Genomic DNA, 21055 nt, shown 5'->3' on the forward strand with positions numbered 1-21055 from the left:
TAAAAAACAGGGCAGCATGCCCCTGAGGGGCAGACCGCCCCTCAGGGTTACAGGTTAAACAAATGCGGTGAGTTACTCGTCATCATCGTCATCAAACGTCCAGCCGAAGTGCTCCGCTGCGAAAGCTTTAAAATCGCCATCTTCACAAGGGAAGTCCTCCAGCAGGCCGTCTGAAGCGGTGAAGGTGCCGGCAAAGCCGCCGCCTTCGTCGATGTAGTGCACCATCATTTCGACACTCGGAAAAGCATCGGCCAGAGTTTCAAACAGCGGCTCCGGCGATGACCATGCCGTGTCGAAGGTAACGGAAAACGAAGTATCCGACCATTCGTTGAGGTACTGGTGGTAGGCATTCCACTTGGTTCCCCAGTGGCGGTTGCACCATTCATACCAGGTCGGGCAGCCATGCACGGCAATGTTGCGCTGAATCTGCTCCAGATAAGGCCGGTTGAGGCCGATTTTCTCAAGCAGTCCTGGCGTGGACAATACCCGTTCTTTCAGACGGCCGACCGTATCGGTCTGCCAATCCACAAGCGTTTCAAAGTGCTGTTTCAGTCTCGATGCGAGCCAGATCTTGCCGAATGCTTCATCAGACAAAAGCCAGTCGTCTTTCATCGTCAGCCAGTCCTCGGCACTGGATGACCGAACCGTGCTCGATGTCCATACCTTCCGGCTGGGGCAGGAGGGCGTTGAAGTCAACCACCATATCCGGCAGCTCGGGGCTGCTTTTTTGGTCGGGAGAGCCGGCGTGGAACCACGCGGCTTTCAATTCGGCTACTGCTTCGGCCGGACCGTTCACGGTCATGATGTTGGTAACATGGTTAGGCATGATATTGCCCATAAAAAAGGAGCCGGATACCCCTGACGGGGCATCGCGACCCCGTCGGTTAAAAACAGGCTTGCGCCCGGTTGGATAAAGTTACCGCCGGCAAAACCGGCGCACATTTCAGGTAACAGGTGCTTTTAAACAGCCCTTACTTCAGGCTGTCGAGATAGGCTTTGACTGTATAGCAGGCCCAGCGGTAAACCACTTCCCAGCGTACTTTTCCCGGCACTTCCAAAATCCGGCTGTGTTCGTGACCGAAGTCTTCCAAGGAAAAACCATGATCAGACATCCACCAAGAGATGGTTCTGCTGTTGCGCCGGTACAGCCATTCGGCATCGACTTCGTCCAGCTTGTCTGCCAGAACGCTTTCGATGTTTTGCGGGCCGTATTCGACATCCTTCAGCAGATAGGCAATGTCGTCATAACCGCCGAAATTCGCAGCGACGGGAACCAGCAGGAAATCCTGCGGCTGGCCGTTGGTGCAATCAGACACCGCCTGCATCAGCAGGGCGTAATCCACGCCCCGGCCGGCCATAATACTGCCGAATACTTCCCGGCAGCATCATCGGGCAAGGTGCTGAGGAACGCCGGTTGGCGGTAGGCGGCCAGCCAGTTTTCCTGATTGGGAAGCGTCGGAATCACTACCGCTGCGCTGTAACAGTTGTCACTGCGGCTCGGCATGGATTCATGCACGTTTTCGTTGCGGATATACTCAGCCACCGGTAGGACGGCATCAACCAGATCGCCGGAATAGCCCAGCTCACGCAGTTTTTCGCCGACCACGTCTGCCGGTTCCGGATATTCCGCATCCGTCATCCGCAGCACTTGGCCGTTTAAGGCTTCGGACGCACTTGCGGCCGCCTCGAATTCGCGGTGGAACCAAACGATATAGGTATTGGAAACGGTGTTCACGGTGAAACTCCTTTTTGAAAATCGGAATACCGCGAACCCTGACGGGACGAAGTATCCCGTGTTGGGTTGAAAAAAGATTCCCACCGACACCTAAGGTGTGGGTGGGAATCGGGTGTACCGCTGCGCGGTACGGGTTGAATGTTACTTCAGATTCTGTTTTTGCCGGCTTTCATTTTTTCTTCATGCTCTTTTTTCAGTTTGTTAACCGAATGTCGGGCAATAAAGAAAAACGTCCAGACCAGTGCAAGCACAATCAGCAGAAATACAGTCAATGAGTCCATCAGTCCTCCCCCTTCCAGCTCATCCATGCCTCATTATCAGCAAGCCAATACAGAATGCAGTAGCAGGAGAAAGCAAGGGTTAAAAATACAAAAACATTCAGCCACCGATATTCAATCGGGGCTTCACTCAGTTTGAAATACGGCAGAATTGCAATCAAGCTGGCTTTGGTAACATCTTCAAACAATTTGTACCAAAAGTCAAACAAGTGCTTTGCCATCGGAAGACGTATCAGATCAGAAAGTGTCATTCTCTCTGCTCCTGTACGCATTTGGATTTTAAACACATAAGGTATGTCCTCCATGTTGTGTGAAGACATACCTGCCTGACGGGGAGTCTGTCCCCACAGGGTTAATAAAAGTTGAAAAAAAGCCGTGGCCGCACGAATGCGGGTGGTGATGGTTAACAGCAGCACCGGGACAGTGAAACGACTGTCGGCGTTGGAAACAGGTTTTTCAGACGGCCTGAAATTACAGGCCTTCTGAAAAACCTGCCTCGAAAGGCAGGTCAAACCTCAAACAGCAGGTGACAAAAGCCGGCCGCCAACCGTCAGCGACGGATAACGGGCGGCCAGCATCATGGCCGTATCGGCCAGAAGCACGGCAGCGGTCGGTGCTTTCGGATACGGGTCGATGGCAGGCAGCGGATAAGCATTGATGTCCTGATAGTCGATGTAGGTATACACCGGATGACCCGGGCCGTAGCGCCGCGTATGGCGGCGGCACAGGCGGACATGCTCTTTGGCCACTTCATACAGCTTCGGACAGCGTCGGCGGAACTCGGCATTAAATGGTGCGGCCAGTTCTTTCGATACGCCAACGATGTACGGATTACCATGCTGTTGCAGCCATTGGCGCATCAGCTCGATTGCAGACGGGTTCATAACAGCTCCTTAACGGCAAACAAAGCGTAAAACCCGTTCGTGGAAGACGGGCTTCCACGCAGGTTGGAAAAAGGTTTATCCGCAAAAACAGTGGATAAACCGACGGGCAGCTCGGGCAAACTTCGGTCGGGCTTTGGTTTGCGCGACTGCCTAATTTTTAGGCACGAAACAGACGGAGGCCGTCTGAATCATGCTCAATAATCTTCGGCCAACAGAATGGTGGTATAGCTTCTGTCCCATTCGGTGATGACGTAGATTTTCTGCTCCAGTATCGTGTAGGCGGAAAAAATCCGCCCTTCCTTACCGGCCTCCAAAGCACGCAGGTTCAGCTCGCGGTCTTCGGCATCCATATCTTCCCAACAACCGGTCACATGGGCACGCAGCAGTATGCGCTGCCAGAGATGTGCCTCGGTCAGCTCCTCCGGCAGGTTCTCTTCCGCCCAGCTTAAAGCGTTGCGGGTGCAGACGCACCGGCCGAGCGGGAACAGTTCGGGTTTGCTGCATTCGAGACGGCCGGTCAGCAGTTCAGGCAGTTCTGTGCGGATGGTTTCGTTTGGGGCGTACATACGCGTTCTCCTAAAAAAGCGGGTATGCCGCCCTGACGGGCAGCCACCCGCAGGGTTGGTTTAAAAATTATTTGATGGTCAGCACGTCGCCGAATCCGGGGCTATCGGCCGTCAAATCGACGGCGCGGATGCTCGGTACGAAACGGTCGAGATTGGTGGTCACGTATTGCACGCTGCCATCCTCTCTGACCTGTTCCTCGGTGCTGCTGACTTGGGTTTTATGGGTACTGCCCTTAATCAGCAAACGCCGGCCGTCCGAAGCGGTAACGATGCCGCTGACCTGGCCGGCGGCCAGTGCCAATGCGGCATGCCATTTACCCAACGCGCACAGCGGCCGTCTTTTTCAAGCACACAATCCTCCCGAAAAAAACGTCCGAAATGCGGCCACAGCGTCTGATTGCCGATATGTGCCAACTCGTCGGCCAAACCGTCGGCTTCGACGGAATGGTTGAGTGGCCGGAATGGTTTGGCTGCCGCCGCCGGTACTTCATACCAGTAGTCGGCCTCTGCCTGATGTACGGGAACGGCAGCTTCCGGCTGCAACAGCACTTGCTGCTGGGTTTTGGCCAAGATCTTACCGATGCTGCTGCGGTTTCCCGCCTTCCTACCGAAAACCACCACCTGCCGATAGGTATAGACGGCGGCGCGGTACATCCGTATTTCGGTAAAGCGTGAAGCGATTTCGGCAGTAAAACGGTCGGTTAACGCTGCTTCGGGTATGATCAGCACCAAAATACCGCCGTCCTGCAGCACCGGCACCGTGCGTTCAAAGAAGATTTCCTCCAAACGTTTGGTACGGCCGGCCGACAGGTTGTCGGCAGCGGAAAAACCATAGGGCGGGTTCAGAAACAGCAGACCGACGGTTCTGGCCTGCAGGATGCAGTTTTCGATATCGCCTTGGACGACACAATCCAGCACGGCAGCCGCCGCCCGGGCGCGCTCTTTGTCCAGTTCGACACCGAAGCTGCCGCATTGCGCACCGCAGCCGGCCAGATGGCCTGCCAGCACCGCCAATGCTTCACCGGTGCCGCAGCAGGGGTCGAATATGCGGATATTGCCGCCGGCAATGTCCAGCCGCGCAGCGATACCTTCCAACGTGGCTGCGTCGGTTGGGAAATAGCCGTTGTCGGCATGATTGTGCGCGGTGCGTGGGTGCATCAGATGGTTGGTGGAATTCATGAAAGCCTCCGTAAAGAAAGCGGAGGCCGCCCCAAGGGGAAGCCCCCTGAGGGTTTAAAGAAGAATGCAAAAAATCCCACCGCCGCATGATTGCGGAGTGTGGGATTCTGATGGCTCGAAAGAGCCGAGTTGGTAAAAAATGAACCGTTTAACGGTTCTCGTGCTCCTCTGTCATACGGTCGCGTTCAAGCTGTTTACTGATCCAGTAATTGAAAGCAAGCACTAATGAGAGGATAAATAAAAGTCCGCCGATCAGCATGACGTATCCTTTCGGGTTAATGAATCACGGTGTTTGCGTAATTTGTCAGCACAGACTTGGACAAAATATCCAATAGCTGCCAAAACAACTACGCCGACAGCGCGCTCGGCCAATGAATGCGAATTAATCCAGAGTAGCGGCAAAACCGCAATCATTGCAGCCTTTGTAATATCATCCAGCAGTTTAATCCACGATTCAAGTGTTTCCTTGTGTAACGGGAAACTGAATTTCAAGTATTTGAAAAATTTCACATCGGTGTCTCCATAAAAAAGCGGGATACACCGATGCCCTGGCGGGACGGTATATCCCCACAGGGTTGCAAAACTGATTGAAAAAGGCTTTACGCCGGTTTTACAGGAATTTGATAACCACAGCCATAACAGTACCGATGGCTGCAAACATGCCGGTCACAACCAGTATGGGATACCAGCGAGTTTCGGCATTGAGCTTGGCTGATTCTGCAATCAGCTTCGCAATTTCCGCATCGATTTTGTGCAGTTCTTTCTGTTTCATTTCCTGCTCCAATAAAGGTTCGGTTTCATATTTACGTCTCCATAAAAACGGGGACGTACCGCCCTGTGGGGGGTATGTCCCCACAGGGTTGGTCAAAAAGTTGTAAAAAGCGCCGTGCCCGCACTCATGCGGTTGGGTGATGGCTAACGGCAGCACCCGGGACAGAAGAAACAGTCTGCCGGCTGTGTAAAACTTAAAGCAGTTTGGCGGGAATGTTCCGTTTTTTCAAAACGGCCACCGCTTTTTTATCAAAAGTCACGAATTGTCCGTCAAATATCCTTCTACCGGTATATTCATTTACGCCGTCGGCAAAATCGCCGCCGCATTCCAACTGTTCCAAGCCGGCATCGACGGTATTTTTCTCATACATCAGGTTTTCGATTTCGGTCATTGTCCTGATTGCGGCTGCAACCTCTTCTTTGCTGTAACGGTACAACCGCATTAAAACCCAAACCAGCTCACAGAATACGGAGGTGGGTACGCAGACTTTCTCTGCTTTTGAGAGGATGTTTTCCGCGATCAGCGCCTGCTTTTCATCGTCCCGGGTCAATAAACGTACCAAGACATTGGTGTCTGCAGTAACCTTCATTTTGCATCCTTGCCAGACACCCCTGCTGCCGCATAGGCATCGGCAACAGACTCATTAATTTCTTCGATACTGAAAGAGCGGCCGCCTTTGCGCGCCAGTAAACCGGCCACATCGGAAAAGCTGCGTGTCTTTTTGGCTGCGCTGATCTTGAGTTCGCCGTTGGGCAGCTTGCTGATTTCGAGTTTGTCGCCGGTTCCTATGCCTAAGTGCGCCAAAAACTCTTTTCTCAAAGTAATCTGGTTCTTGGCCGTCAGCTTTAAAGTGGTTCCCATAATACATGCCCCTCTGTTTAAAAGTAAGGTTATTATACCTTACTTTTAAACCGGAATGGTTTTAGACCTACAGATAATAACAGTAGGTTTTTTCAGACGGTCTCCGGTTTGCAGACCGTCTGAAAAAACCTGCTCGGAGCAGGTTGTAGAAACCGCCGGCTTGCGGCGGAAAATTCAGGCGCTTTCCGCTTCAATCTGCCGGGTCATGGCCTTGAAGTTCAAAAAACCGCGCGGATCGTTGCCGGGGCTGCAAGGCACCGGGCATTTGCGGCCGCTCTCGTGTTGCAGGCAGCCGTGCCGGCGGCGGCCTTTGGGTATGCAGACCCATTTGCCGCTGCGTACCAGCTCTGCAACATAGGCGGCAAAGTCTTTGTTGTTGCTGTATCGCATCTTAGCTCCTTGGTGCGGCGGCGGTTTCAGACGGCCGCAAGGCCGTCTGAAAAACCGTACGCGGCATTTCGGGTGAAACGGTTTACTGCTCCAGCAGCCGTTTGGCCAACTGGACTTCCACGGAGTCTTCCGCCTGATTGAGGATGTCCAAACCGGTATCCGGCATGTCGCCGGAGGTGGATTGGGCTACGGCGATTTTTTTTGCCATCAGTTCCAGACAGATTTGCTGGGCAGTCTCCATGTAACCGGCAAAATACACCTTCACATGTTCCTTTTGACCAATCCGCCAAGAGCGTCGTGCCGCCTGCATCAGGGTATAGACGTTGTAGCCGGTCTGCATGAAGTAGATGGTCGGGAAGGCCAGCAGATCCAGGCCGGTTTTCACCAGTTCGGGATTGCAGATGACTACCTCGCAACCTTCATCCAAACGCGTGGCCACCCAGTCCTCACGCTCATCGGCTTTTACCGATGCACGCATCACCGCCGCTTTGATGCCTTCCGCCTGCAACAGCTTCTGCAGACGGCCGGCGGTATCGCGGGTGTCGGTGTAGACGGTATAGACCAGGCATTTACGCCCTTGGGCCAGTTCCTCCTTCACCACTGCCAGCAGGTCAGCTTCTTTGGGAGAAGGTTCGGACTCTTCAAAAACGGCTTCTGCTTCGAACAGCCGCTCGTTCCATCGTTTCCAAACCACCCGTTCCGGCTGGTGGCCGCAGTCCGGCCAGGCCAAAAGTGTGTTGGTGACTACACCGGTGAGGGTATTGTCTCCTTTGGCTAAAGCCTGTTTCAGGCGTTGCTGCAGCCTCAGGCTCATGTCACGGTAGATGCTTTCCTGTCGCGGTGTCATCGCCACCGGCCGGAAGATTTCCTCGTACGGCGGCAATACGCCTTCGCCCAAGTCTCTGAGCTTCAGAAACACCGTCATCGGCAGAATATAGCGCATGATGCCCAAGGGGCCGAAGCCCGGTGTCTTGGCCGTGCGTACCGAAGTACGCTTGGCTTTGGAACTGGTAAACGAACCGCCGTCGAACTCGCTGCCGTTGCTGCGGATGACCTCCTTGAGCACTCCGTGCTGACGCATAAACGCCATCGCCGCTGTCCCCAAGGTATTGGTTTTGTTGTAACCGAAGCCGTCGGCCAGCATAGCCTGAGGATTCAGCCGCCACAGCAGGTAGAACAGATCGTCGGCATAACCGCCCATCAGGGTGCCGGTCAGACACAACACCTTGCGGACACAGCGTGCCAATACACCCATGGCCTGACCTTGTGCCGTACCGTAGTTCTTGTACTCATGGCCTTCATCCACCACCATCAGTCCGAAGTATCCTTTCGGCAGATAGCGTTTGATGAACTCGGTCGGCTGGTAGCCGCCCATACCCAAAGAGAACTCGGTTTTACCCAAAGCCCGGTCCAGCCGTGCCGCCTGACGGTCGTTAAACACAAACTCGCCGTGTTCGTCCATCAGGTTGGCAAATGCCTGGATGTTGTTTTCCAGGATATCCGCCAGCATGGCCTCACCGAACTGCGCCACCAGTTTCTGAGCCGTTTTAGGCCCTACACCCGGCAGCGAAGCCACCGCATTGATGACCCGCTCGTACACGCTTTGCTGCGGCGCATTGCCGTCTTTGCGGCACAAGGTCCACAAAGGTTCGCCGCAACGGTGCTTGCCGTCCTTGGCGGTGCAGAAGCGTCTGGACTTGCCCAAAAATGTCTTCACGCCTTCTTCCGAATAGAAAGAACTGCCTTCTTCATCTTTCAGCTCGCGGCCGCATTTCGGACAGCAAAACAGCTTCTCTGTCCGGATAAAGTGCTGACCTTCGGCGTAGTCCTGCCGGTACTGCTTGCGCACCGCATACGCCGGCCGCCAGTGGTAGCCCATCCGCATCCGCACACGGCCGAGTACGAAGAACTCCGGCACGGCCGGTTTCCCGCGCATGGCACGGATTTTAAGCAGCTTGGCCAGCGTGTCGGTGCCGTTGAGCACCCACACCCGCGCATCCGGCACGGTTTTAAGGATTTCGCGCCGCCATTTGTAGACCAAATGGGGCGGACTCAAAACCAGCGTCCGGGCAATACCGGCCTGATGTGCAACGGCAGCACAGGCAATGGCCATCATGGTTTTACCCGTGCCCATTTCGGCATTGATGACCGCCGCAGGCTTATCTTCCACCAGCAGCAGTTGGTTGACCGCACGAACCACTTCCCGCTGGGCAGGAAACAGCTTGCGGCTCAAACCGTCCAATACCGCCTCGTGGGCGGCATGGGTTTGCCCCTGATACAGCGGCCGGTTCTGATCGGTAACGGCCTCGAAAAGGCTGTCGCCGAAGTCGGCCAGAAACTGAGACAGCGGCAAATCATTGCTGCGAAGCTGCTCCAGCAGACGGTTGAATTGGTGTATGGCATCGGCATGGCGTATATTTGGATCCAGATATTTGAGTTCTTCAAAAATCTGGTCTGTCGTCAAATTGAAAACAGAGGTTTGAAATTGCATGATGCAGTCTCCATAAAAAACGGGGACTGCGCCCTTCGGGTAGCAGTCCCCAAAGGGTTGAAAAAAAAACAGATTAGTCGGCCAAGACAGCCTGCGCCCACTCCAGTGTTTCAGCAGGCAGCGCGTCAGGACAGTTTAATACCGCTTTGGCCAAACAGTAATCGTCGATTTGCCGCGCCGCCTGACCAAAGGTCAGACCGCTGCCGACAAAATCGTCAAATGCCCGAACCTGTTGATACGAAGGCTCACGGCTTTCCAGCCTGTCCGGAGCCAGTGCTTTCAGACGGCCTACGGCATCAGCAGTGATGAGTTCATCAGGGTCGATACCGGCAAACTCAAAGCAGGCAGCCATATCGCCGGATTGGCAGATGATGTTGCAACGGCGGTAATCGGGGTAATGAGTCTCGACAAAATCCCAGGCCAGATCAGGTTTCAGGAAAGGGTTGTTGTACATGGCGGTTTCCTTACAGGACGGAACTGCCGCCCTGACGGGGCAGCCCGCAGGTGGGTTGAAAAAAGCCGTGGCCGCACGAATGCGGTCTGATGATGGTTAACGGCAGCATCAAAGACAGTAAAACGACTGTCGGCGTGTGAAACAGGTTTTTTTCAGACGGCCTTAACTTGAGGCCGTCTGAAAAAAACCTGCTGAACAGCAGGTTTGTAAAGCACCTTTGTTACTCATTTTTAAATTTAATGAAATCGGCAAGCATTTCCGGAAACGGAAAAGATGCAATCCGCCAGTTTTCGGCGTTCTCCACCAGCAGGGATTTCGAACTGTACAGTACCGACTCTTCCAGCCTTGCTGCCACATCGACGCATTCTTCCCGGGATAAAGCCGTGGTCAACCGCTTTTTACAGCTGTTTTCGGTATCTTTCAGAGCGACGACGTAATAAGCCTTCTCACACTCGGCCAGCTTCAGACAGGTTTCGATAAAGAAATCGTCCAAAGCAGCCAACACATTCCGATGGCCTTCGTTGTCGAAATCCAAACCCAGCAAACTCCAATCCGGCCGGAATTCGGCACAGATGAAAGCCTGGTCTTCACCCAGCATAACCGGATAATCCGGTACTTCCCGCTTCAAAACCTCATACGCACGTTCACACAGTTTGTTCAACATAACAGTCTCCTTCAAACCGGCGGCAGTTCTTCCCTCCGGAAAGAACTGCTCAGCCGGAGGGTGGTTTTTAACGGTAACACGGAAAATGTTCACGGATACGGCAGGCCAAATCGTTTAATGAGGCGGTCAAGCCAAACACACGGTAGTCGTTGACAATTGCCTGGAACATCGACCAATCCTCATTATCGAGATGAACCGCCCCTCGTACGTCAAAGTCCTGTCCGAATACCGCATTCAATACCGCCTCCCTTAAGAATTTGCAGGCAAGGCGGTCATCGAAAATACAGGCTTCGATACGGCGGCGCATTGCCGACGATTCGTCCGCAAACAGCGGAACACCGGTCAAACCGACTTCTTTACGGATAACCGCTGCGGCCACCGCTTCTTCAGCCGTATCGAACTCAGGGTCCCAACCGAAAATCAGCTCATCCGTACTAGGGCAGACAATATCGCAGCCGTATTTGCCGAGAGCGTCTTGGGATATACGGATTTCCAAGGTTTTTTCGTTAATATAACGCATGATGCACTCCTATAAATAAAAGGGCATCGTGTCCGGGGACGGATGCCCCGGAAGGGTTAAAAACAAATGGCGGATTACACCGCCTCGGCAGCGGCTTGTTCGAACATGGCAACAAACTGCCGGTAGTCGTTAATGTTTATGCCGTTGATACTCAGCCAGGAAGCACGGGCGTTGACTTCGTAGGCCATCACCCAATCGGAACGCTCATCAAACAGCCAGCGTTCGATGGCCGTCAGAACCAGCTCTTGGGCAATATTGCCGAAATGTGGGATTTCCTCATGGGTTCGGGCAACTTCCCAAACTGCATCGGCCAAAGCACAGCTGTTCCAGTAGCTGCCGCATCCCAAACGGCGCAGGATTTTAAGCCAGTCTTCAAAAGCAGAGGCGGTATCGCGGTAGATGATTTCGTTGAACATGACAGTTCTCCTTTAAAGCGGGAGACCTGTCCCCTTCGGGTAGAGTCCCCGAGGGTTGATATGAAAATCCCCGGCAGCCTGGGCTGTGGTGGGATGGATGGGTTGGAAAATACGGATAGGTTTATTGATCCTTATCCTGTTTGCGTTGTGATTCGCCAAACTTAACCAGCTTGTGAATGCCGAACAACATCGCGGCAATCACAACCAGCAGGCTGTAGGTCATAATCATGGCTCTTCCTACTCTTTGTCTTCTTCGCTCATTTTAGATAGCTTGAAAATAGCTACCCACATAAGCACCAGAACACTGAGTAGGAACCAAGTCAGGGCAGTCATGGTTTTTTCCTTTCATCGGATTGATCCGGGTTGTCGGTTTGGGGCATTGTCAGTTTGGATTCATACAACACCAAGTAATGCACCAATAACTGAGCCGTATAACTAATCAGTAGCAGTATCAGCACATTCAGGCAACGGTTCCAAACAGAGCCGCCGTCTATCCACAGGTAAGGCCCGATTGCAATAATCGAGGCAACAGCCGTGTCTTCCAAAATTTTCAGCCACAAATCGAATATTCGTTTTGAAACGGGGTTGCGGAACGGAAACACAAGTTTTAAAAACTTCTTAAACATATGTTACCACCTTGGTATAGCCGACCCAAAACATTTTCCGGCAGATTACCGGATAGTTTGCACATCATGATGTACCTCCTTTCGTTACAAAAAAAGGCGGAGATACATCCTCCGGCGGAGAGCATATCACCGCCGGTCGGGGTTGAAAAAAGCCGTGGCCGCACGGATGCGGCTGACGATGGTTAACGGCAGCGTCGGGACAGATTAAGTCTGTCAGACTAAATCAAACCTAAAGACTCCTCCAATTTCATAATTTGCGAGCAATTATGCGCCTGCTCCCGTGTAGCAAAATAATCTGATTCACGGGAATACGGCATTTTTAATTCAGTCCAATCTGACTCACAATAATCTCTGCCTACATAATATCCGGCCGGAGACCGCATCACTTTCAGGTCGGAAATTGAAATTTTGCGATGGTTTTTAGGCATTTGAATGTCCTCCTTTGGGCTATGAAACAGGTTTTTTCAGACGGCCTTAACTTAAGGCCGTCTGAAAAAACCTGCTGAAAAGCAGGTTTGGAGGTTTACCCCCTCGGGTTAAGATATGACACATTGGAATACTGTTTTGCCTGCACCTTGTGAAAACATCACAAGATCACGAATAGATTCAACAGTTCCGCCGTTTGTTCCGCCGTTTTCACAGTCATCTGTCGCGAATAGTATTTCGACCTCCCTAACATCCGAAAATGATGCGTTAAAGGTTGAATTGTTCCATTCGCCAACAGTCTCGTTACCCAAACCGTTTCGTAACAGCAAGGCATGGGTCATACCTGCTTTATTTGAGCTTAGAACACATAACAATTTGATAAACCGTACGCTTTCCGAAGTTCCGGATATTTTGGAATCAACTTCATACCAACAGTCCGGTATTAATTGTTCCAATTGCGTACTGTTTCCAACAGTTTGTTTGCCGGGTATATCAAGCATAATATTCTCCAAAAAAAGTTTGTCGCCGTCGGGCAGGACTTACTTGAAGATGGGTTCATAAAAAGAAGGCACTAACTTAAGCAACCTTTTCATACCAGGTTTCGCCATTGCAGAAACGTGCGGCCACACGGTACTCCTCGCAATACGGGATACCAGTTCCTCATAACGCTGCCACAACACTTCCTCCAACGCCTGCAGGCGTTTGATGACGGCATTGCGGTGACATGTCAGTTGGGCTTTGGTGGCGATACGGCAGCCGGCATACTCATCGATAATGGCATCGGCCATATTGTCGATTTCCGCAGATTCATAATCGTCCCAGGAATAGTTCAAAAATCAGTCTCTACATTAATCTGCTGATCGATGTTGATTCCGTCGTAATAGCCGTGCCTCATGATGACATCTATGGTCATCCGTATGTTACGGCCATAAAACAGTGTATCCGCCGTGATTTCCGCCAGCTTGGTTCCGCCATAGTTACGGTGATAGTAGCTGCCGTCGCCGGCAGAATCCGTAGTGGATTCGACGCGGATGCGACCGATACGGTGTTTCCGCCAGCGGGATACGGTATCCCGATTGCGGTGCGGTTCGTCTGCACGGTGTTTGAAGTCAGCGATGAAATCATCGGTATAGAAACTGATGATGTCGCCGATGCGTTCGAAATCATCAGGCTGTAAGCGGTCTTCTTCATCCATTCCTTCGTTATAGGCATCTACATCGAAGTCGGAGCAAGAGAGGCCGCTGACAACATCCAGACGTTGGTTGAACATGAAGTTTGAAGTACCCACGGTATTTCCTTTCAAAATAAAAAGGCATACCGCCCCTTGGGGAACGGTATCCCCACAGGGTTGGATAAAAAATATGACGATCCCACCGGCAGCACGGACTGGGGTGGGATTAAAGGTTGAAAAATCAAATTGTATTACGGCTGCTGCTCTTTTCGCTTCTCTTCAAGCTCCTGCTGATGGAGTTTGCCGAGTTTACGGAGTACCGCCGCAATCGCAATCAAGATTGACAGAACAATCAAAAGCATGACGCTCAGGTCATTCATGATTCGTTTCCTTTCTGCTCATCCATGCTTCGTTATCTGCCAAAAAGTACATGACGTAAAACGAAGAGACAGCAATCAAAAATAAATACGCAATATTCGCACACCGTTCGGCAAGCGAATCCGGGGTCAGTTTGAAATACGGCAACATGGAAGCCAGGCTCCATATCGTAATATTTTCAAACAGCTTGAACCAAAAGTCAAAAAGACGTTTGGCAACAGGGAATCGGGATTTAATCCTTCTCCACAGATTAGGGTGTATCAATAGTGTCCTCCTTTTTTGAAAGCGGGGACACATTCCCCAGCGGAAAAGATGTCGCCGCCGGGTCGGGGTTGAAAAAAAGCCGTGGCCGCACGAATGCGGTTGGTGATGTTTAACGGCAGCACCGAGACCGTAAAACGACGGTCAGCGTGTAATAGAATTCAGGTTTTCGATAGCTGCTTTTTTATCTCCCTGTAATCGTATAGATCCCAGCGTTTGCTTAAATTGGTTTCATACAGTTCGAAAGCTTCCAAATCAGGATTCTTTTTCAGTTCTTCAATTTTTTCCCACGCATCGGCTTCTCTGGTAAAAATTTCATGGTTTGAACCATGTTTCAGCCAATAAATTAAGAAATATTTCATTCCCAGCCAAATTTCAACAGGCCCTTCGGCATCATGTTGGATATTGTTTTGATCCGACATCTCATTCTCCTAAAAGTAACAGGTTTTTTCAGGCGGCCTGAAGCCCAAGCCGTCTGAGAAAACCTGCTCGAAAGCAGGTTGGGTCAATCAAAAGGTCAGCTGGCAAAGTATTGCACTATCGGGTGAATATGCCTGCATCTTTTCAGACGAAGCACTGACACGGACGGAAACGTTGGGCAAAGAGAGGGCGAAGTCCGTTCAGAAAGGCAGGCCGCACCTTTAAAGGCAGCGGCTTTGCCGGAGGGTTGGTCAATAAGCGGTTACCGGCCGGAAAACTACGCAAGGTATTTCTGTTCCGGATGGTGTTCCTCCATCCAGCGCAAAAAATCCCAATGGGTTTGGCTGTCCATATAGACAAAACCCATGGGGAAACGCGAAGTGTCGTCTGCCAGCATTTTGGTAAACAGCTTCTGTTTGAACGCCTGAACATCCAAGCCGTCTATGTTTGGAACAGCCTGTTCATAGAGGTTTTCGAACTCATCGATGATGCCCGTGAAAAAACAGGATCTGACATGTTTGTCTCCTTAAAGCGACTCTGCCGGTCAAAACGACCGATACTGTACAAAATACAGGGGTTAAAAAACAGGTTTAAACCTTGCTCTGCTCGAGCAAATGGCGAACTGCGGTGATTAGAATTTCCTTCGCATCGGAAAATGCACCGGTGGCGCGGGATTCCTGATCCTCATCGCACAGATCGTAAAAAATCAGTGCGCGTTTCAGTTCTTCCAGCGCCGTGCTTTCCGGATGGACGCAACGGACACGTAACTCCGGAAATCGGTCAAGAACCTTGCAGGCCAGCTCACGCAATTCGGCCGTTTCACCGTCGCGGTGGTAGGCCTCGATCATGGCTATAAACAGCCTGAAGTGTTCGTAGTCCAAACGCGATACGGCTAAAACCGGCATCGGGTAGATATAACCGTTAAATAAGCCGAGTATCAGCTGGCGGAATACCTCGGACGCACCGTAGGTATTCAAAACCAATGCTTCATTATCGGTAAAAATGTTATTTGTTGACGGGTTCATGGTGATTCTCCTAAAAAACAGGGAATACACCCCCAGTCGGGAAAATGTATTCCCGATTGGGTTGAAAAGTTGAAAAAAATGCCGTGGCCGCACGGATGCGGTTGGTGATGTTTAACGGCAGCACCGGGACAGTAAAACGACTGTCGGCGTTGAAAAACCTGCTCGAAAGCAGGTTGATAAACAATCAGTCAGGATATTTCAATTCAATCAGGGCGAAATCGTCGAACCATCCTTCTTCGATTTCCTCTTGAGCGTCATGCGACATCAAAATCATGTCGACCACGCCCAATTCACCCTCATCCAACAAACCAGACCGGCTTAAGCGTTGTGCCTGCAGTTTCTCAACAGCAGTGGCGATTCTGGACATCTGCTTATTTCCTTTCAAACATTAAACATATTCCGTTTCGTACAACTGCTCCACCACGGCCGAAGCCGCCGTGGCCAGTGCGTGACCGAATACCTCCGGCCGCATCGACGATACCGGGTAGATATTGTCGCTTTCGCTGGGTTGGCCATGGTTCAGCAGGACGGATTCTTTGGGTTCAGTTCCGTCATGCAGAAACTCGGACAAACCCAAATCCGAAATACGCAGGGTGGCCGGCAGAATGTTACCGCAGCCGTCCAACTCGACACCGCAGTAAAAACGTACGCTGCCGCCGGCGATTTCGACTTCCAAATCAGCCTGCTTCCAGGCAATGCCGTATTCGGTCGAATCGACATACACTTTCAAACAGATACTGGGTTTCAACATACAGTCTCCCGAAGAAAACGGGGTATCCGCCCTGAGGGTAAGATACCCCGGGGGTGGATAAAAAGGCAATCAGGCTGCCAATACACCGGTTTTAAGCTAACGGCCGACCTGTTGGTCAAAATCGTCGGGTATTCGGATGTGGCAGGCCTGTATACCAACCAGGGTGGCTTCGGCACTGATGCCCGGCGGATAGCAGCGGATGCAGCCCTGTTCGCGCAAACGCGGCAGGATGCGGTCGGCCCAGCCGTCCAGCAGCGGTACATCGGTCAGACGGTTGACCGTCTGCCAAATACCGTCCGTCAGTTCGGTATCAGTGTCATCCGATATCAACCAGGCTGTTTTGCCGTCCAAATCGTGCCGTATTACCTCGTCTGCGTACACAAACGCATGAATCAATACGCCGTAGTTCTGCGTATGGATTTTCGTCATGTGCTTGTAGAGCCCGGTAAAGTAACGTGCAGTCGAAAACGGCGGGTATGCACCGGCTGCCGAATCGGCTTCCCGAAAGCCCAAACGCTCGGTCCCCGAAACACCGTTGTTGTTCAGTACCGCCAGCAGCGACAGCACATTCGCGTCGCGGCCGTAGAGTGAAGCAAACATCAACCGGTCGTTCAGGATGAAAACGCATCGGCAAACAGGTCATGGGAAGAAGTACGGTACATTTCACTCCCTCCACATCGGGCCATCGAAGCGGCGGAAGCGTTTGTCGCGGCCAGCAACCAACACGCCTGATTCGCCAAAACGCATTACCAGACATTCCACATCGGCCGTTGAGACATTGTCCGCAACAAAATCTGATCGGGTGTGTCTGCCGGCACGAAGGTGTATCGGCATCAGAAAACCGCCATCCGAAATCCTGATTTCGTTACCGGCTTCCTGCGTTATGCCGCCGAAGTGTGCTTTGGATAGTTTCATACGCATCACACACCTCCTTGCTCAGCCAAAGACCAAGACTGGGTACGGCCGTCGAAGCGGTAGCCGTGGGCTTTCAACTCGTCGCGCAGTTGGCGGAACGCATTGCGGTCCTCCATGGTGGCATCGAGCTTGACCGGTTCGGCACGGGAAACTTTAAGCTGCAGCTGCGCCATATCGGCCACCAAGTCGTCTTCGTCGAAGAGTGCCGGTGCGTCTGCCTGAGGCGGTGTTATCTGAGCAGTAACGGTTTCAGCTTCTTCCTCGGCCACCATTTCGGCCACGGCCATGGCCGTGCTCGGAACGGTTTCGTCGGATTGAGCCAGGATGCGCAGGGCTTCCCAGTCCAATTCGGCACACAGTTTGGTCCAGGTGCCGTTTTTCCAGGAAACGCTTTGGTTAAAGATGCGGATGATGGTGAACATGCCGCGATAAGTGCCTTGCGAGAACTGCTCCAGCACACGGTGTTTCAGGTCGAACGTACCGATGTCGGTAATCAGTTCGGCGGCCATAAAAACACCGTTACGGCCGGTTTTTTCAACAACATTCAAAGTAGCGGGAATAGAAACAGACATGGTATATCTCCGAAAAAGGGGATATACCGCCCCGAGGGAGTATATCCCCACAGGGTTGGTGAAAAGAGAGAGGAAAGCCGTCCGATCAGACGGCCAGAGCTCTACGGATGGATGCAGGGTTGTTGCCCCGCAGTCCCAGACGGGTTAACAGGCGTTTGTCAGCCTGATAACGCGATACCGCTTTCTGCCACAGTACCTCGAGTTCGGGTGCGTAGCGGACTTGATAGCCGCGACAGCAATATTGCTGTGCCAGCTGTTTAAAAGACGGGGCAGAGAGCTGTCCTTTATCGTCTATCAACAGCACATCGCCCTGTACCGCATACACCGCCGTATGGCGCGTACCGGTAGGCATGTGGGTCAGTACCGTACCTTTGCGGATATCCGCAGGATTGAGACATAATTTGCCGGGTACCCGGCGGGTAAAGTTGAATGGAAACATGGTGTACTCCGGTAAAAAAACAGGGACACCAAGCCCCGCCGGGGTAGGTGCCCGATGGGTTGGAAGAAAGGACCGTGAGGTGCACGAATGCACCGGCTGCTGGTTAACGGCTACAGCGAGACAGAAACGGTCTGTCAGCCGAGAAAGTATGAGTTCTTCGAGGCTGCCTTGACGAAAGCAGCCCGGAGGAACCCACACGAATGTGAGTTCGGGGCATGAAAACCCTGTTGGGTTCGGTGGAAAGCTGCACCGCAATCCGAAGAACCAATAAGAACCTGTCGGTTTGTTTGAATAGAACCGTGTCGGTCACGAATGACCGGACGTACTGTTTACACGGCTGTACGCGAGACAGAAACGGTCTGTCAACCGGGGAAGCTTACCGAATCCTCCTGCTAGGGCAGGGTGATTCGGTAAGCCACCCTTAGGGGGTGGCTTGGAATTTGACTTGCAAATTCTAAGAAAATTAAAAAAGTCCAAATTGTTAAGGATCGCTTATTTGCTTACGGATACCCACACGGATATGGGCATCGATAAGAAAATAAAATCTGGTTCAAAGCCAAGCTTTTTTGTTGCAAGGAAGCTTATCCTTGTACTGCCACGGAAAATCAAACGGGTTCATTCAGACAATTAAACATCCGTCAAAACAGTTGCTTAATTGTCTGAACGATAGAGCGTGTGAGGGATTGGGAGGAGTTTTAAGAAGAGGAAGCCTAAAGGCTTCCTGCATTCTTAAAAGGTTTGATTATGAACCGAATTGAGCCGGAGTTTCAGCCGCTTCCTCAATAGGTTGAGGGGCAGGGGGCAGATTACCCGTATCAGCTTGGTTCTGCTCGTCTTGAGACGATCGATACCAAAATTCGCCGTTCACCTTGATGAACTTGAATTTCAGCAGTCGCGCATCGATAGACAGCGTCTCAATTTTTTCACCGGTTTTGCGATCTTCGGTTTCAAACTTGATGGGCTGCAAATCACCTACACGAAATCCGACAATAACTGTCGGGCGATCCTTCAACTGCGTGGCCTGCAAATTAGGAAATTCCTGCAGCAGCTGCTCGAAGAGTTCCTTTGCATGTCCACCAACGATACGCACGTCGAAACGTGTCTTATCGCCGGAATCACCACGGGATGCCTGAATCGTAGCAGCAAAGTAAGGGGTACCTTTTTTAGCTGTTACTGTACGGGGACGGTTCAAAAAACCGATGCCGTCGGCAGTCAGATTGAAGTATTGGTTTTGAGTTTGATCAGATTGAGTCATGATATATCTCCATAAAAAACAGGGGATATATCAATCCCGATGAGGATAAATATATCCCAAAGGGTTAATACGGCTTTTGCGAATGCCGTAACTGACTTAGAAGCCTTACCTGAAGGCGAGTTGAAAGAGTGTACCGCTAGTCCAACGAATTGAACCTCATTCTCGAGCGGCTAAATGACGAGACTTTTAAGAAAAGCCACAAACGTGAAATACGGTTTTAATATATGCCCAAAATTTCATACTGTCAACAGGGTAATTGTATTTTTGTACGGATACCCAACAAAAAAAAGACGGCATAAAGAAATGCCGTCCAAACTGCTTGCTTGGAGTTAACTTTAAAATTTTGAAAACAACTTGGAAAGCCATGAGTGCTTTCTACGGCGCAATGCCTCCAGTTTCTCTAAGGCTGCCGCCTTATCCAGGAGTAAAGTCTGAGAACCTTCCTGCCATTTCAACTCCGTCTCAAACAAATCTTCTTTCCAGCCGGCTGTATCGTCACGCCCAATCGATTTACGGGTTGGTTTGAGCCATATTTTTAAACTCTGTCGTCGGATTTCCTGTTCCAACTGCTGGTAGATGCTGAAAAATTCTTCATCAATCTGGTAGTGGTTGATCACCACACCATGTAACTGAGTTAAGCCTTGCTCATAAAAATAGAATCGTGCGATACAGGTCCGGTGATTGCCGTCATCATCGATGTAAAAGCGGCGGCCGTCCAAAGTTTTAAAATACATTGGAGGCTCTTTGGGGCAAGTATCATGGTAGTAATGCGGATTGCTTTCAAGCAAGGGCAAATTAAGATGCATCCTTTTACCGTTTTGTAAGAGATGCAGCCATGAATGATTTTGGTAATCGGAATGAATCGTTCCAACCACGCTAAAAACATTGATGCTCCCTTGCGAAGTCCAATAATGTCGCGAAATAAAAGGAGCTTTTTCCTGATAAGCAGTCTCATCCCACGGTTGAAGAATATCTTCCGCCCAAGCAGGCGGATGAGCCAGTGCTCTATCCAATAAAGCCATCTCAGCCCCTCCAGCTTCTGTAACGACCGGTATCCAGATGAATGAAAGTGTCGTAAACCCCAATGCCACCGACTTTATAGTATTGCGCCATCTGATCCAATTGATTCAAGGTTACACCACGCATGGTAATATCTACAGCTTTACCCCGCATATGCAGCGAATTACGCGCTGCGCCTTCAATAGTTGCGTTACGGCGTGGAGTCCGATAAGCACTGTTGATGGTAATGATCGGATCAGGCTTACCGGATACACGAGCCCATTCCTGCATCGCATAGAGCAGGTTGAGCAACCCGACATCAACCGCGATAACCGAATTGCCATCTTTTGCATCCCGCATCATCCAACAGGCACGACGGTAACTGTCCTCGATATCCCCTGATTGGCCGTAAAAAATTGAATATCGTGTTTTTCTTTGGTATCCGCACGACGGCAGCTGATGATGCGGTCCCGAGTCCAGAAATCCGCCATGTTAGTTGCAGCTGCATAATCCGGGATGAGCAAGCCCGCACCGCCTACAGCGACCAAGCCGGCCACTGCAGTTGCCCGTCCTAAAAAGTCCCGACGACTTAAATCCATATTTGAAC

General features: G+C 51.4%; 38 protein-coding genes. All 38 read right to left on the reverse strand.

All coding sequences use genetic code 11. The features are described from left to right. Positions 1-72: 72 nt before the first annotated feature. Entirely contained in the window at positions 73-612 is a 540-nt protein-coding gene (locus CGZ65_RS05730; RefSeq protein ID WP_096295166.1) for a DUF1281 family ferredoxin-like fold protein, read from the reverse strand. Continuing rightward, on the reverse strand, positions 587-838 hold the full coding sequence (locus CGZ65_RS05735) for a hypothetical protein (protein ID WP_096295167.1): 252 nt from the start codon (positions 836-838) through the stop codon (positions 587-589). The genes CGZ65_RS05730 and CGZ65_RS05735 overlap by 26 nt, the downstream gene beginning before the upstream one ends. Positions 839-971: 133 nt before the next feature. Continuing rightward, a complete protein-coding gene (locus CGZ65_RS05740) occupies positions 972-1358 on the reverse strand; it encodes a hypothetical protein (protein WP_096295168.1) in 387 nt (128 codons plus the stop codon). Further along, the gene (locus CGZ65_RS05745) at positions 1325-1735 is read right to left on the reverse strand and encodes a hypothetical protein (protein ID WP_096295169.1); all 411 of its coding nucleotides are present in this window, start codon (positions 1733-1735) and stop codon (positions 1325-1327) included. The genes CGZ65_RS05740 and CGZ65_RS05745 overlap by 34 nt, the downstream gene beginning before the upstream one ends. 146 nt (positions 1736-1881) lie before the next feature. Continuing rightward, positions 1882-2043, reverse strand: a complete 162-nt coding sequence (locus CGZ65_RS12805) for a hypothetical protein (protein WP_157742721.1) — start codon at positions 2041-2043, stop codon at positions 1882-1884. Beyond that, the gene (locus CGZ65_RS05750) at positions 2016-2429 is read right to left on the reverse strand and encodes a hypothetical protein (protein WP_157742722.1); all 414 of its coding nucleotides are present in this window, start codon (positions 2427-2429) and stop codon (positions 2016-2018) included. Before CGZ65_RS05750 ends, CGZ65_RS12805 begins: the two co-directional genes overlap by 28 nt. A 99-nt stretch (positions 2430-2528) precedes the next feature. Further along, positions 2529-2897, reverse strand: a complete 369-nt coding sequence (locus tag CGZ65_RS05755) for a hypothetical protein (RefSeq protein ID WP_096295171.1) — start codon at positions 2895-2897, stop codon at positions 2529-2531. Positions 2898-3091: 194 nt separating this feature from the next. Then, entirely contained in the window at positions 3092-3463 is a 372-nt protein-coding gene (locus CGZ65_RS05760; protein ID WP_198345356.1) for a hypothetical protein, read from the reverse strand. Between the two features lie 67 nt (positions 3464-3530). Continuing rightward, positions 3531-3764 carry a hypothetical protein gene (locus CGZ65_RS14010; RefSeq protein WP_232507558.1) on the reverse strand — a complete coding sequence of 78 codons (234 nt, stop codon included), beginning with the start codon at positions 3762-3764 and terminating at the stop codon, positions 3531-3533. Continuing rightward, complete coding sequence (locus CGZ65_RS05765; RefSeq protein WP_232507559.1) at positions 3701-4642, reverse strand: DUF6094 domain-containing protein; 942 nt, start codon at positions 4640-4642, stop codon at positions 3701-3703. Before CGZ65_RS05765 ends, CGZ65_RS14010 begins: the two co-directional genes overlap by 64 nt. Positions 4643-4894: 252 nt before the next feature. Next, on the reverse strand, positions 4895-5152 hold the full coding sequence (locus CGZ65_RS05770) for a hypothetical protein (RefSeq protein ID WP_096295172.1): 258 nt from the start codon (positions 5150-5152) through the stop codon (positions 4895-4897). 100 nt (positions 5153-5252) lie between these two features. After that, the gene (locus tag CGZ65_RS13250) at positions 5253-5414 is read right to left on the reverse strand and encodes a hypothetical protein (protein ID WP_198345357.1); all 162 of its coding nucleotides are present in this window, start codon (positions 5412-5414) and stop codon (positions 5253-5255) included. Between the two features lie 193 nt (positions 5415-5607). Continuing rightward, on the reverse strand, positions 5608-6003 hold the full coding sequence (locus tag CGZ65_RS05780; protein ID WP_096295174.1) for a type II toxin-antitoxin system VapC family toxin: 396 nt from the start codon (positions 6001-6003) through the stop codon (positions 5608-5610). Further along, complete coding sequence (locus CGZ65_RS05785; RefSeq protein ID WP_096295175.1) at positions 6000-6275, reverse strand: AbrB/MazE/SpoVT family DNA-binding domain-containing protein; 276 nt, start codon at positions 6273-6275, stop codon at positions 6000-6002. The genes CGZ65_RS05780 and CGZ65_RS05785 overlap by 4 nt, the downstream gene beginning before the upstream one ends. Positions 6276-6449: 174 nt before the next feature. Beyond that, a complete protein-coding gene (locus CGZ65_RS05790) occupies positions 6450-6665 on the reverse strand; it encodes a hypothetical protein (RefSeq protein WP_096295176.1) in 216 nt (71 codons plus the stop codon). Between the two features lie 82 nt (positions 6666-6747). Beyond that, the gene (locus tag CGZ65_RS05795) at positions 6748-9156 is read right to left on the reverse strand and encodes an SNF2-related protein (RefSeq protein ID WP_096295177.1); all 2409 of its coding nucleotides are present in this window, start codon (positions 9154-9156) and stop codon (positions 6748-6750) included. A gap of 73 nt (positions 9157-9229) precedes the next feature. After that, a complete protein-coding gene (locus CGZ65_RS05800; RefSeq protein ID WP_096295178.1) occupies positions 9230-9610 on the reverse strand; it encodes a hypothetical protein in 381 nt (126 codons plus the stop codon). A gap of 220 nt (positions 9611-9830) precedes the next feature. Then, positions 9831-10274 (reverse strand): hypothetical protein, encoded by a 444-nt coding sequence (locus CGZ65_RS05805; protein ID WP_096295179.1) that lies wholly within the window; start codon positions 10272-10274, stop codon positions 9831-9833. A 67-nt stretch (positions 10275-10341) separates the two neighbouring features. Continuing rightward, the gene (locus tag CGZ65_RS05810; protein WP_096295180.1) at positions 10342-10794 is read right to left on the reverse strand and encodes a hypothetical protein; all 453 of its coding nucleotides are present in this window, start codon (positions 10792-10794) and stop codon (positions 10342-10344) included. A gap of 74 nt (positions 10795-10868) precedes the next feature. Continuing rightward, positions 10869-11210 carry a hypothetical protein gene (locus tag CGZ65_RS05815; protein WP_096295181.1) on the reverse strand — a complete coding sequence of 114 codons (342 nt, stop codon included), beginning with the start codon at positions 11208-11210 and terminating at the stop codon, positions 10869-10871. Between the two features lie 329 nt (positions 11211-11539). Beyond that, on the reverse strand, positions 11540-11836 hold the full coding sequence (locus CGZ65_RS05820; RefSeq protein ID WP_096295182.1) for a hypothetical protein: 297 nt from the start codon (positions 11834-11836) through the stop codon (positions 11540-11542). A gap of 536 nt (positions 11837-12372) precedes the next feature. Continuing rightward, positions 12373-12762 (reverse strand): hypothetical protein, encoded by a 390-nt coding sequence (locus tag CGZ65_RS05835; protein ID WP_096295185.1) that lies wholly within the window; start codon positions 12760-12762, stop codon positions 12373-12375. A 39-nt stretch (positions 12763-12801) separates the two neighbouring features. Then, entirely contained in the window at positions 12802-13095 is a 294-nt protein-coding gene (locus CGZ65_RS05840; RefSeq protein ID WP_096295186.1) for a hypothetical protein, read from the reverse strand. Next, positions 13092-13550: a hypothetical protein gene (locus CGZ65_RS05845; protein ID WP_157742723.1), complete on the reverse strand. Its 459-nt coding sequence runs from the start codon at positions 13548-13550 to the stop codon at positions 13092-13094. The genes CGZ65_RS05840 and CGZ65_RS05845 overlap by 4 nt, the downstream gene beginning before the upstream one ends. Before the next feature lie 134 nt (positions 13551-13684). After that, on the reverse strand, positions 13685-13813 hold the full coding sequence (locus CGZ65_RS14615; protein WP_269768634.1) for a hypothetical protein: 129 nt from the start codon (positions 13811-13813) through the stop codon (positions 13685-13687). 420 nt (positions 13814-14233) lie between these two features. Then, positions 14234-14494: a hypothetical protein gene (locus tag CGZ65_RS05855; protein ID WP_096295189.1), complete on the reverse strand. Its 261-nt coding sequence runs from the start codon at positions 14492-14494 to the stop codon at positions 14234-14236. 275 nt (positions 14495-14769) lie between these two features. After that, positions 14770-14928: a hypothetical protein gene (locus CGZ65_RS12810; protein WP_157742724.1), complete on the reverse strand. Its 159-nt coding sequence runs from the start codon at positions 14926-14928 to the stop codon at positions 14770-14772. A gap of 154 nt (positions 14929-15082) precedes the next feature. Further along, entirely contained in the window at positions 15083-15517 is a 435-nt protein-coding gene (locus CGZ65_RS05860; RefSeq protein ID WP_096295190.1) for a hypothetical protein, read from the reverse strand. A 184-nt stretch (positions 15518-15701) separates the two neighbouring features. Continuing rightward, positions 15702-15884 (reverse strand): hypothetical protein, encoded by a 183-nt coding sequence (locus CGZ65_RS05865; protein WP_096295191.1) that lies wholly within the window; start codon positions 15882-15884, stop codon positions 15702-15704. A gap of 21 nt (positions 15885-15905) precedes the next feature. Beyond that, entirely contained in the window at positions 15906-16268 is a 363-nt protein-coding gene (locus tag CGZ65_RS05870; RefSeq protein ID WP_096295192.1) for a hypothetical protein, read from the reverse strand. A gap of 96 nt (positions 16269-16364) precedes the next feature. Continuing rightward, positions 16365-16868 (reverse strand): hypothetical protein, encoded by a 504-nt coding sequence (locus tag CGZ65_RS05875; RefSeq protein ID WP_096295193.1) that lies wholly within the window; start codon positions 16866-16868, stop codon positions 16365-16367. A gap of 63 nt (positions 16869-16931) precedes the next feature. Continuing rightward, on the reverse strand, positions 16932-17189 hold the full coding sequence (locus CGZ65_RS05880) for a hypothetical protein (RefSeq protein ID WP_096295194.1): 258 nt from the start codon (positions 17187-17189) through the stop codon (positions 16932-16934). Then, positions 17189-17755 (reverse strand): DUF3275 family protein, encoded by a 567-nt coding sequence (locus CGZ65_RS05885; RefSeq protein WP_096295195.1) that lies wholly within the window; start codon positions 17753-17755, stop codon positions 17189-17191. Before CGZ65_RS05885 ends, CGZ65_RS05880 begins: the two co-directional genes overlap by 1 nt. 85 nt (positions 17756-17840) lie before the next feature. After that, entirely contained in the window at positions 17841-18194 is a 354-nt protein-coding gene (locus CGZ65_RS05890; protein WP_096295196.1) for a hypothetical protein, read from the reverse strand. 742 nt (positions 18195-18936) lie between these two features. Continuing rightward, a complete protein-coding gene (locus CGZ65_RS05895) occupies positions 18937-19449 on the reverse strand; it encodes a DUF3577 domain-containing protein (protein ID WP_096295197.1) in 513 nt (170 codons plus the stop codon). Positions 19450-19784: 335 nt separating this feature from the next. Then, positions 19785-20471: a hypothetical protein gene (locus tag CGZ65_RS05900; protein ID WP_096295198.1), complete on the reverse strand. Its 687-nt coding sequence runs from the start codon at positions 20469-20471 to the stop codon at positions 19785-19787. 1 nt (position 20472) lies between these two features. Next, complete coding sequence (locus CGZ65_RS12815) at positions 20473-20811, reverse strand: YcbK family protein (protein ID WP_157742725.1); 339 nt, start codon at positions 20809-20811, stop codon at positions 20473-20475. Further along, entirely contained in the window at positions 20808-21047 is a 240-nt protein-coding gene (locus CGZ65_RS14015; RefSeq protein ID WP_157742726.1) for a twin-arginine translocation signal domain-containing protein, read from the reverse strand. Before CGZ65_RS14015 ends, CGZ65_RS12815 begins: the two co-directional genes overlap by 4 nt. Positions 21048-21055: the final 8 nt, after the last annotated feature.

This window comes from Neisseria weixii (assembly GCF_002327085.1).
GTDB classification, from domain to species: Bacteria; Pseudomonadota; Gammaproteobacteria; order Burkholderiales; family Neisseriaceae; genus Neisseria; species Neisseria weixii.

Coding starts and splice junctions, on each gene's coding strand:
- CGZ65_RS13250 (WP_198345357.1), bottom strand. CDS start 5,414: ATGAAACAGAAAGAACTGCACAAAATCGATGCGGAAATTGCGAAGCTG.
- CGZ65_RS05790 (WP_096295176.1), bottom strand. CDS start 6,665: ATGCGATACAGCAACAACAAAGACTTTGCCGCCTATGTTGCAGAGCTG.
- CGZ65_RS05885 (WP_096295195.1), bottom strand. CDS start 17,755: ATGTCTGTTTCTATTCCCGCTACTTTGAATGTTGTTGAAAAAACCGGC.
- CGZ65_RS05865 (WP_096295191.1), bottom strand. CDS start 15,884: ATGTCCAGAATCGCCACTGCTGTTGAGAAACTGCAGGCACAACGCTTA.
- CGZ65_RS05765 (WP_232507559.1), bottom strand. CDS start 4,642: ATGAATTCCACCAACCATCTGATGCACCCACGCACCGCGCACAATCAT.
- CGZ65_RS05810 (WP_096295180.1), bottom strand. CDS start 10,794: ATGCGTTATATTAACGAAAAAACCTTGGAAATCCGTATATCCCAAGAC.
- CGZ65_RS05900 (WP_096295198.1), bottom strand. CDS start 20,471: ATGGCTTTATTGGATAGAGCACTGGCTCATCCGCCTGCTTGGGCGGAA.
- CGZ65_RS05835 (WP_096295185.1), bottom strand. CDS start 12,762: ATGCTTGATATACCCGGCAAACAAACTGTTGGAAACAGTACGCAATTG.
- CGZ65_RS05860 (WP_096295190.1), bottom strand. CDS start 15,517: ATGAACCCGTCAACAAATAACATTTTTACCGATAATGAAGCATTGGTT.
- CGZ65_RS05780 (WP_096295174.1), bottom strand. CDS start 6,003: ATGAAGGTTACTGCAGACACCAATGTCTTGGTACGTTTATTGACCCGG.
- CGZ65_RS05805 (WP_096295179.1), bottom strand. CDS start 10,274: ATGTTGAACAAACTGTGTGAACGTGCGTATGAGGTTTTGAAGCGGGAA.
- CGZ65_RS05760 (WP_198345356.1), bottom strand. CDS start 3,463: ATGTACGCCCCAAACGAAACCATCCGCACAGAACTGCCTGAACTGCTG.
- CGZ65_RS12815 (WP_157742725.1), bottom strand. CDS start 20,811: ATGATGCGGGATGCAAAAGATGGCAATTCGGTTATCGCGGTTGATGTC.
- CGZ65_RS05895 (WP_096295197.1), bottom strand. CDS start 19,449: ATGACTCAATCTGATCAAACTCAAAACCAATACTTCAATCTGACTGCC.
- CGZ65_RS05815 (WP_096295181.1), bottom strand. CDS start 11,210: ATGTTCAACGAAATCATCTACCGCGATACCGCCTCTGCTTTTGAAGAC.
- CGZ65_RS05880 (WP_096295194.1), bottom strand. CDS start 17,189: ATGCGTATGAAACTATCCAAAGCACACTTCGGCGGCATAACGCAGGAA.
- CGZ65_RS05800 (WP_096295178.1), bottom strand. CDS start 9,610: ATGTACAACAACCCTTTCCTGAAACCTGATCTGGCCTGGGATTTTGTC.
- CGZ65_RS12805 (WP_157742721.1), bottom strand. CDS start 2,043: ATGGATGAGCTGGAAGGGGGAGGACTGATGGACTCATTGACTGTATTT.
- CGZ65_RS05795 (WP_096295177.1), bottom strand. CDS start 9,156: ATGCAATTTCAAACCTCTGTTTTCAATTTGACGACAGACCAGATTTTT.
- CGZ65_RS05875 (WP_096295193.1), bottom strand. CDS start 16,868: ATGTTTGCTTCACTCTACGGCCGCGACGCGAATGTGCTGTCGCTGCTG.
- CGZ65_RS14015 (WP_157742726.1), bottom strand. CDS start 21,047: ATGGATTTAAGTCGTCGGGACTTTTTAGGACGGGCAACTGCAGTGGCC.
- CGZ65_RS05735 (WP_096295167.1), bottom strand. CDS start 838: ATGGGCAATATCATGCCTAACCATGTTACCAACATCATGACCGTGAAC.
- CGZ65_RS05855 (WP_096295189.1), bottom strand. CDS start 14,494: ATGTCGGATCAAAACAATATCCAACATGATGCCGAAGGGCCTGTTGAA.
- CGZ65_RS05785 (WP_096295175.1), bottom strand. CDS start 6,275: ATGGGAACCACTTTAAAGCTGACGGCCAAGAACCAGATTACTTTGAGA.
- CGZ65_RS05870 (WP_096295192.1), bottom strand. CDS start 16,268: ATGTTGAAACCCAGTATCTGTTTGAAAGTGTATGTCGATTCGACCGAA.
- CGZ65_RS05730 (WP_096295166.1), bottom strand. CDS start 612: ATGAAAGACGACTGGCTTTTGTCTGATGAAGCATTCGGCAAGATCTGG.
- CGZ65_RS14615 (WP_269768634.1), bottom strand. CDS start 13,813: ATGAATGACCTGAGCGTCATGCTTTTGATTGTTCTGTCAATCTTGATT.
- CGZ65_RS05890 (WP_096295196.1), bottom strand. CDS start 18,194: ATGTTTCCATTCAACTTTACCCGCCGGGTACCCGGCAAATTATGTCTC.
- CGZ65_RS05755 (WP_096295171.1), bottom strand. CDS start 2,897: ATGAACCCGTCTGCAATCGAGCTGATGCGCCAATGGCTGCAACAGCAT.
- CGZ65_RS05740 (WP_096295168.1), bottom strand. CDS start 1,358: ATGGCCGGCCGGGGCGTGGATTACGCCCTGCTGATGCAGGCGGTGTCT.
- CGZ65_RS05820 (WP_096295182.1), bottom strand. CDS start 11,836: ATGTTTAAGAAGTTTTTAAAACTTGTGTTTCCGTTCCGCAACCCCGTT.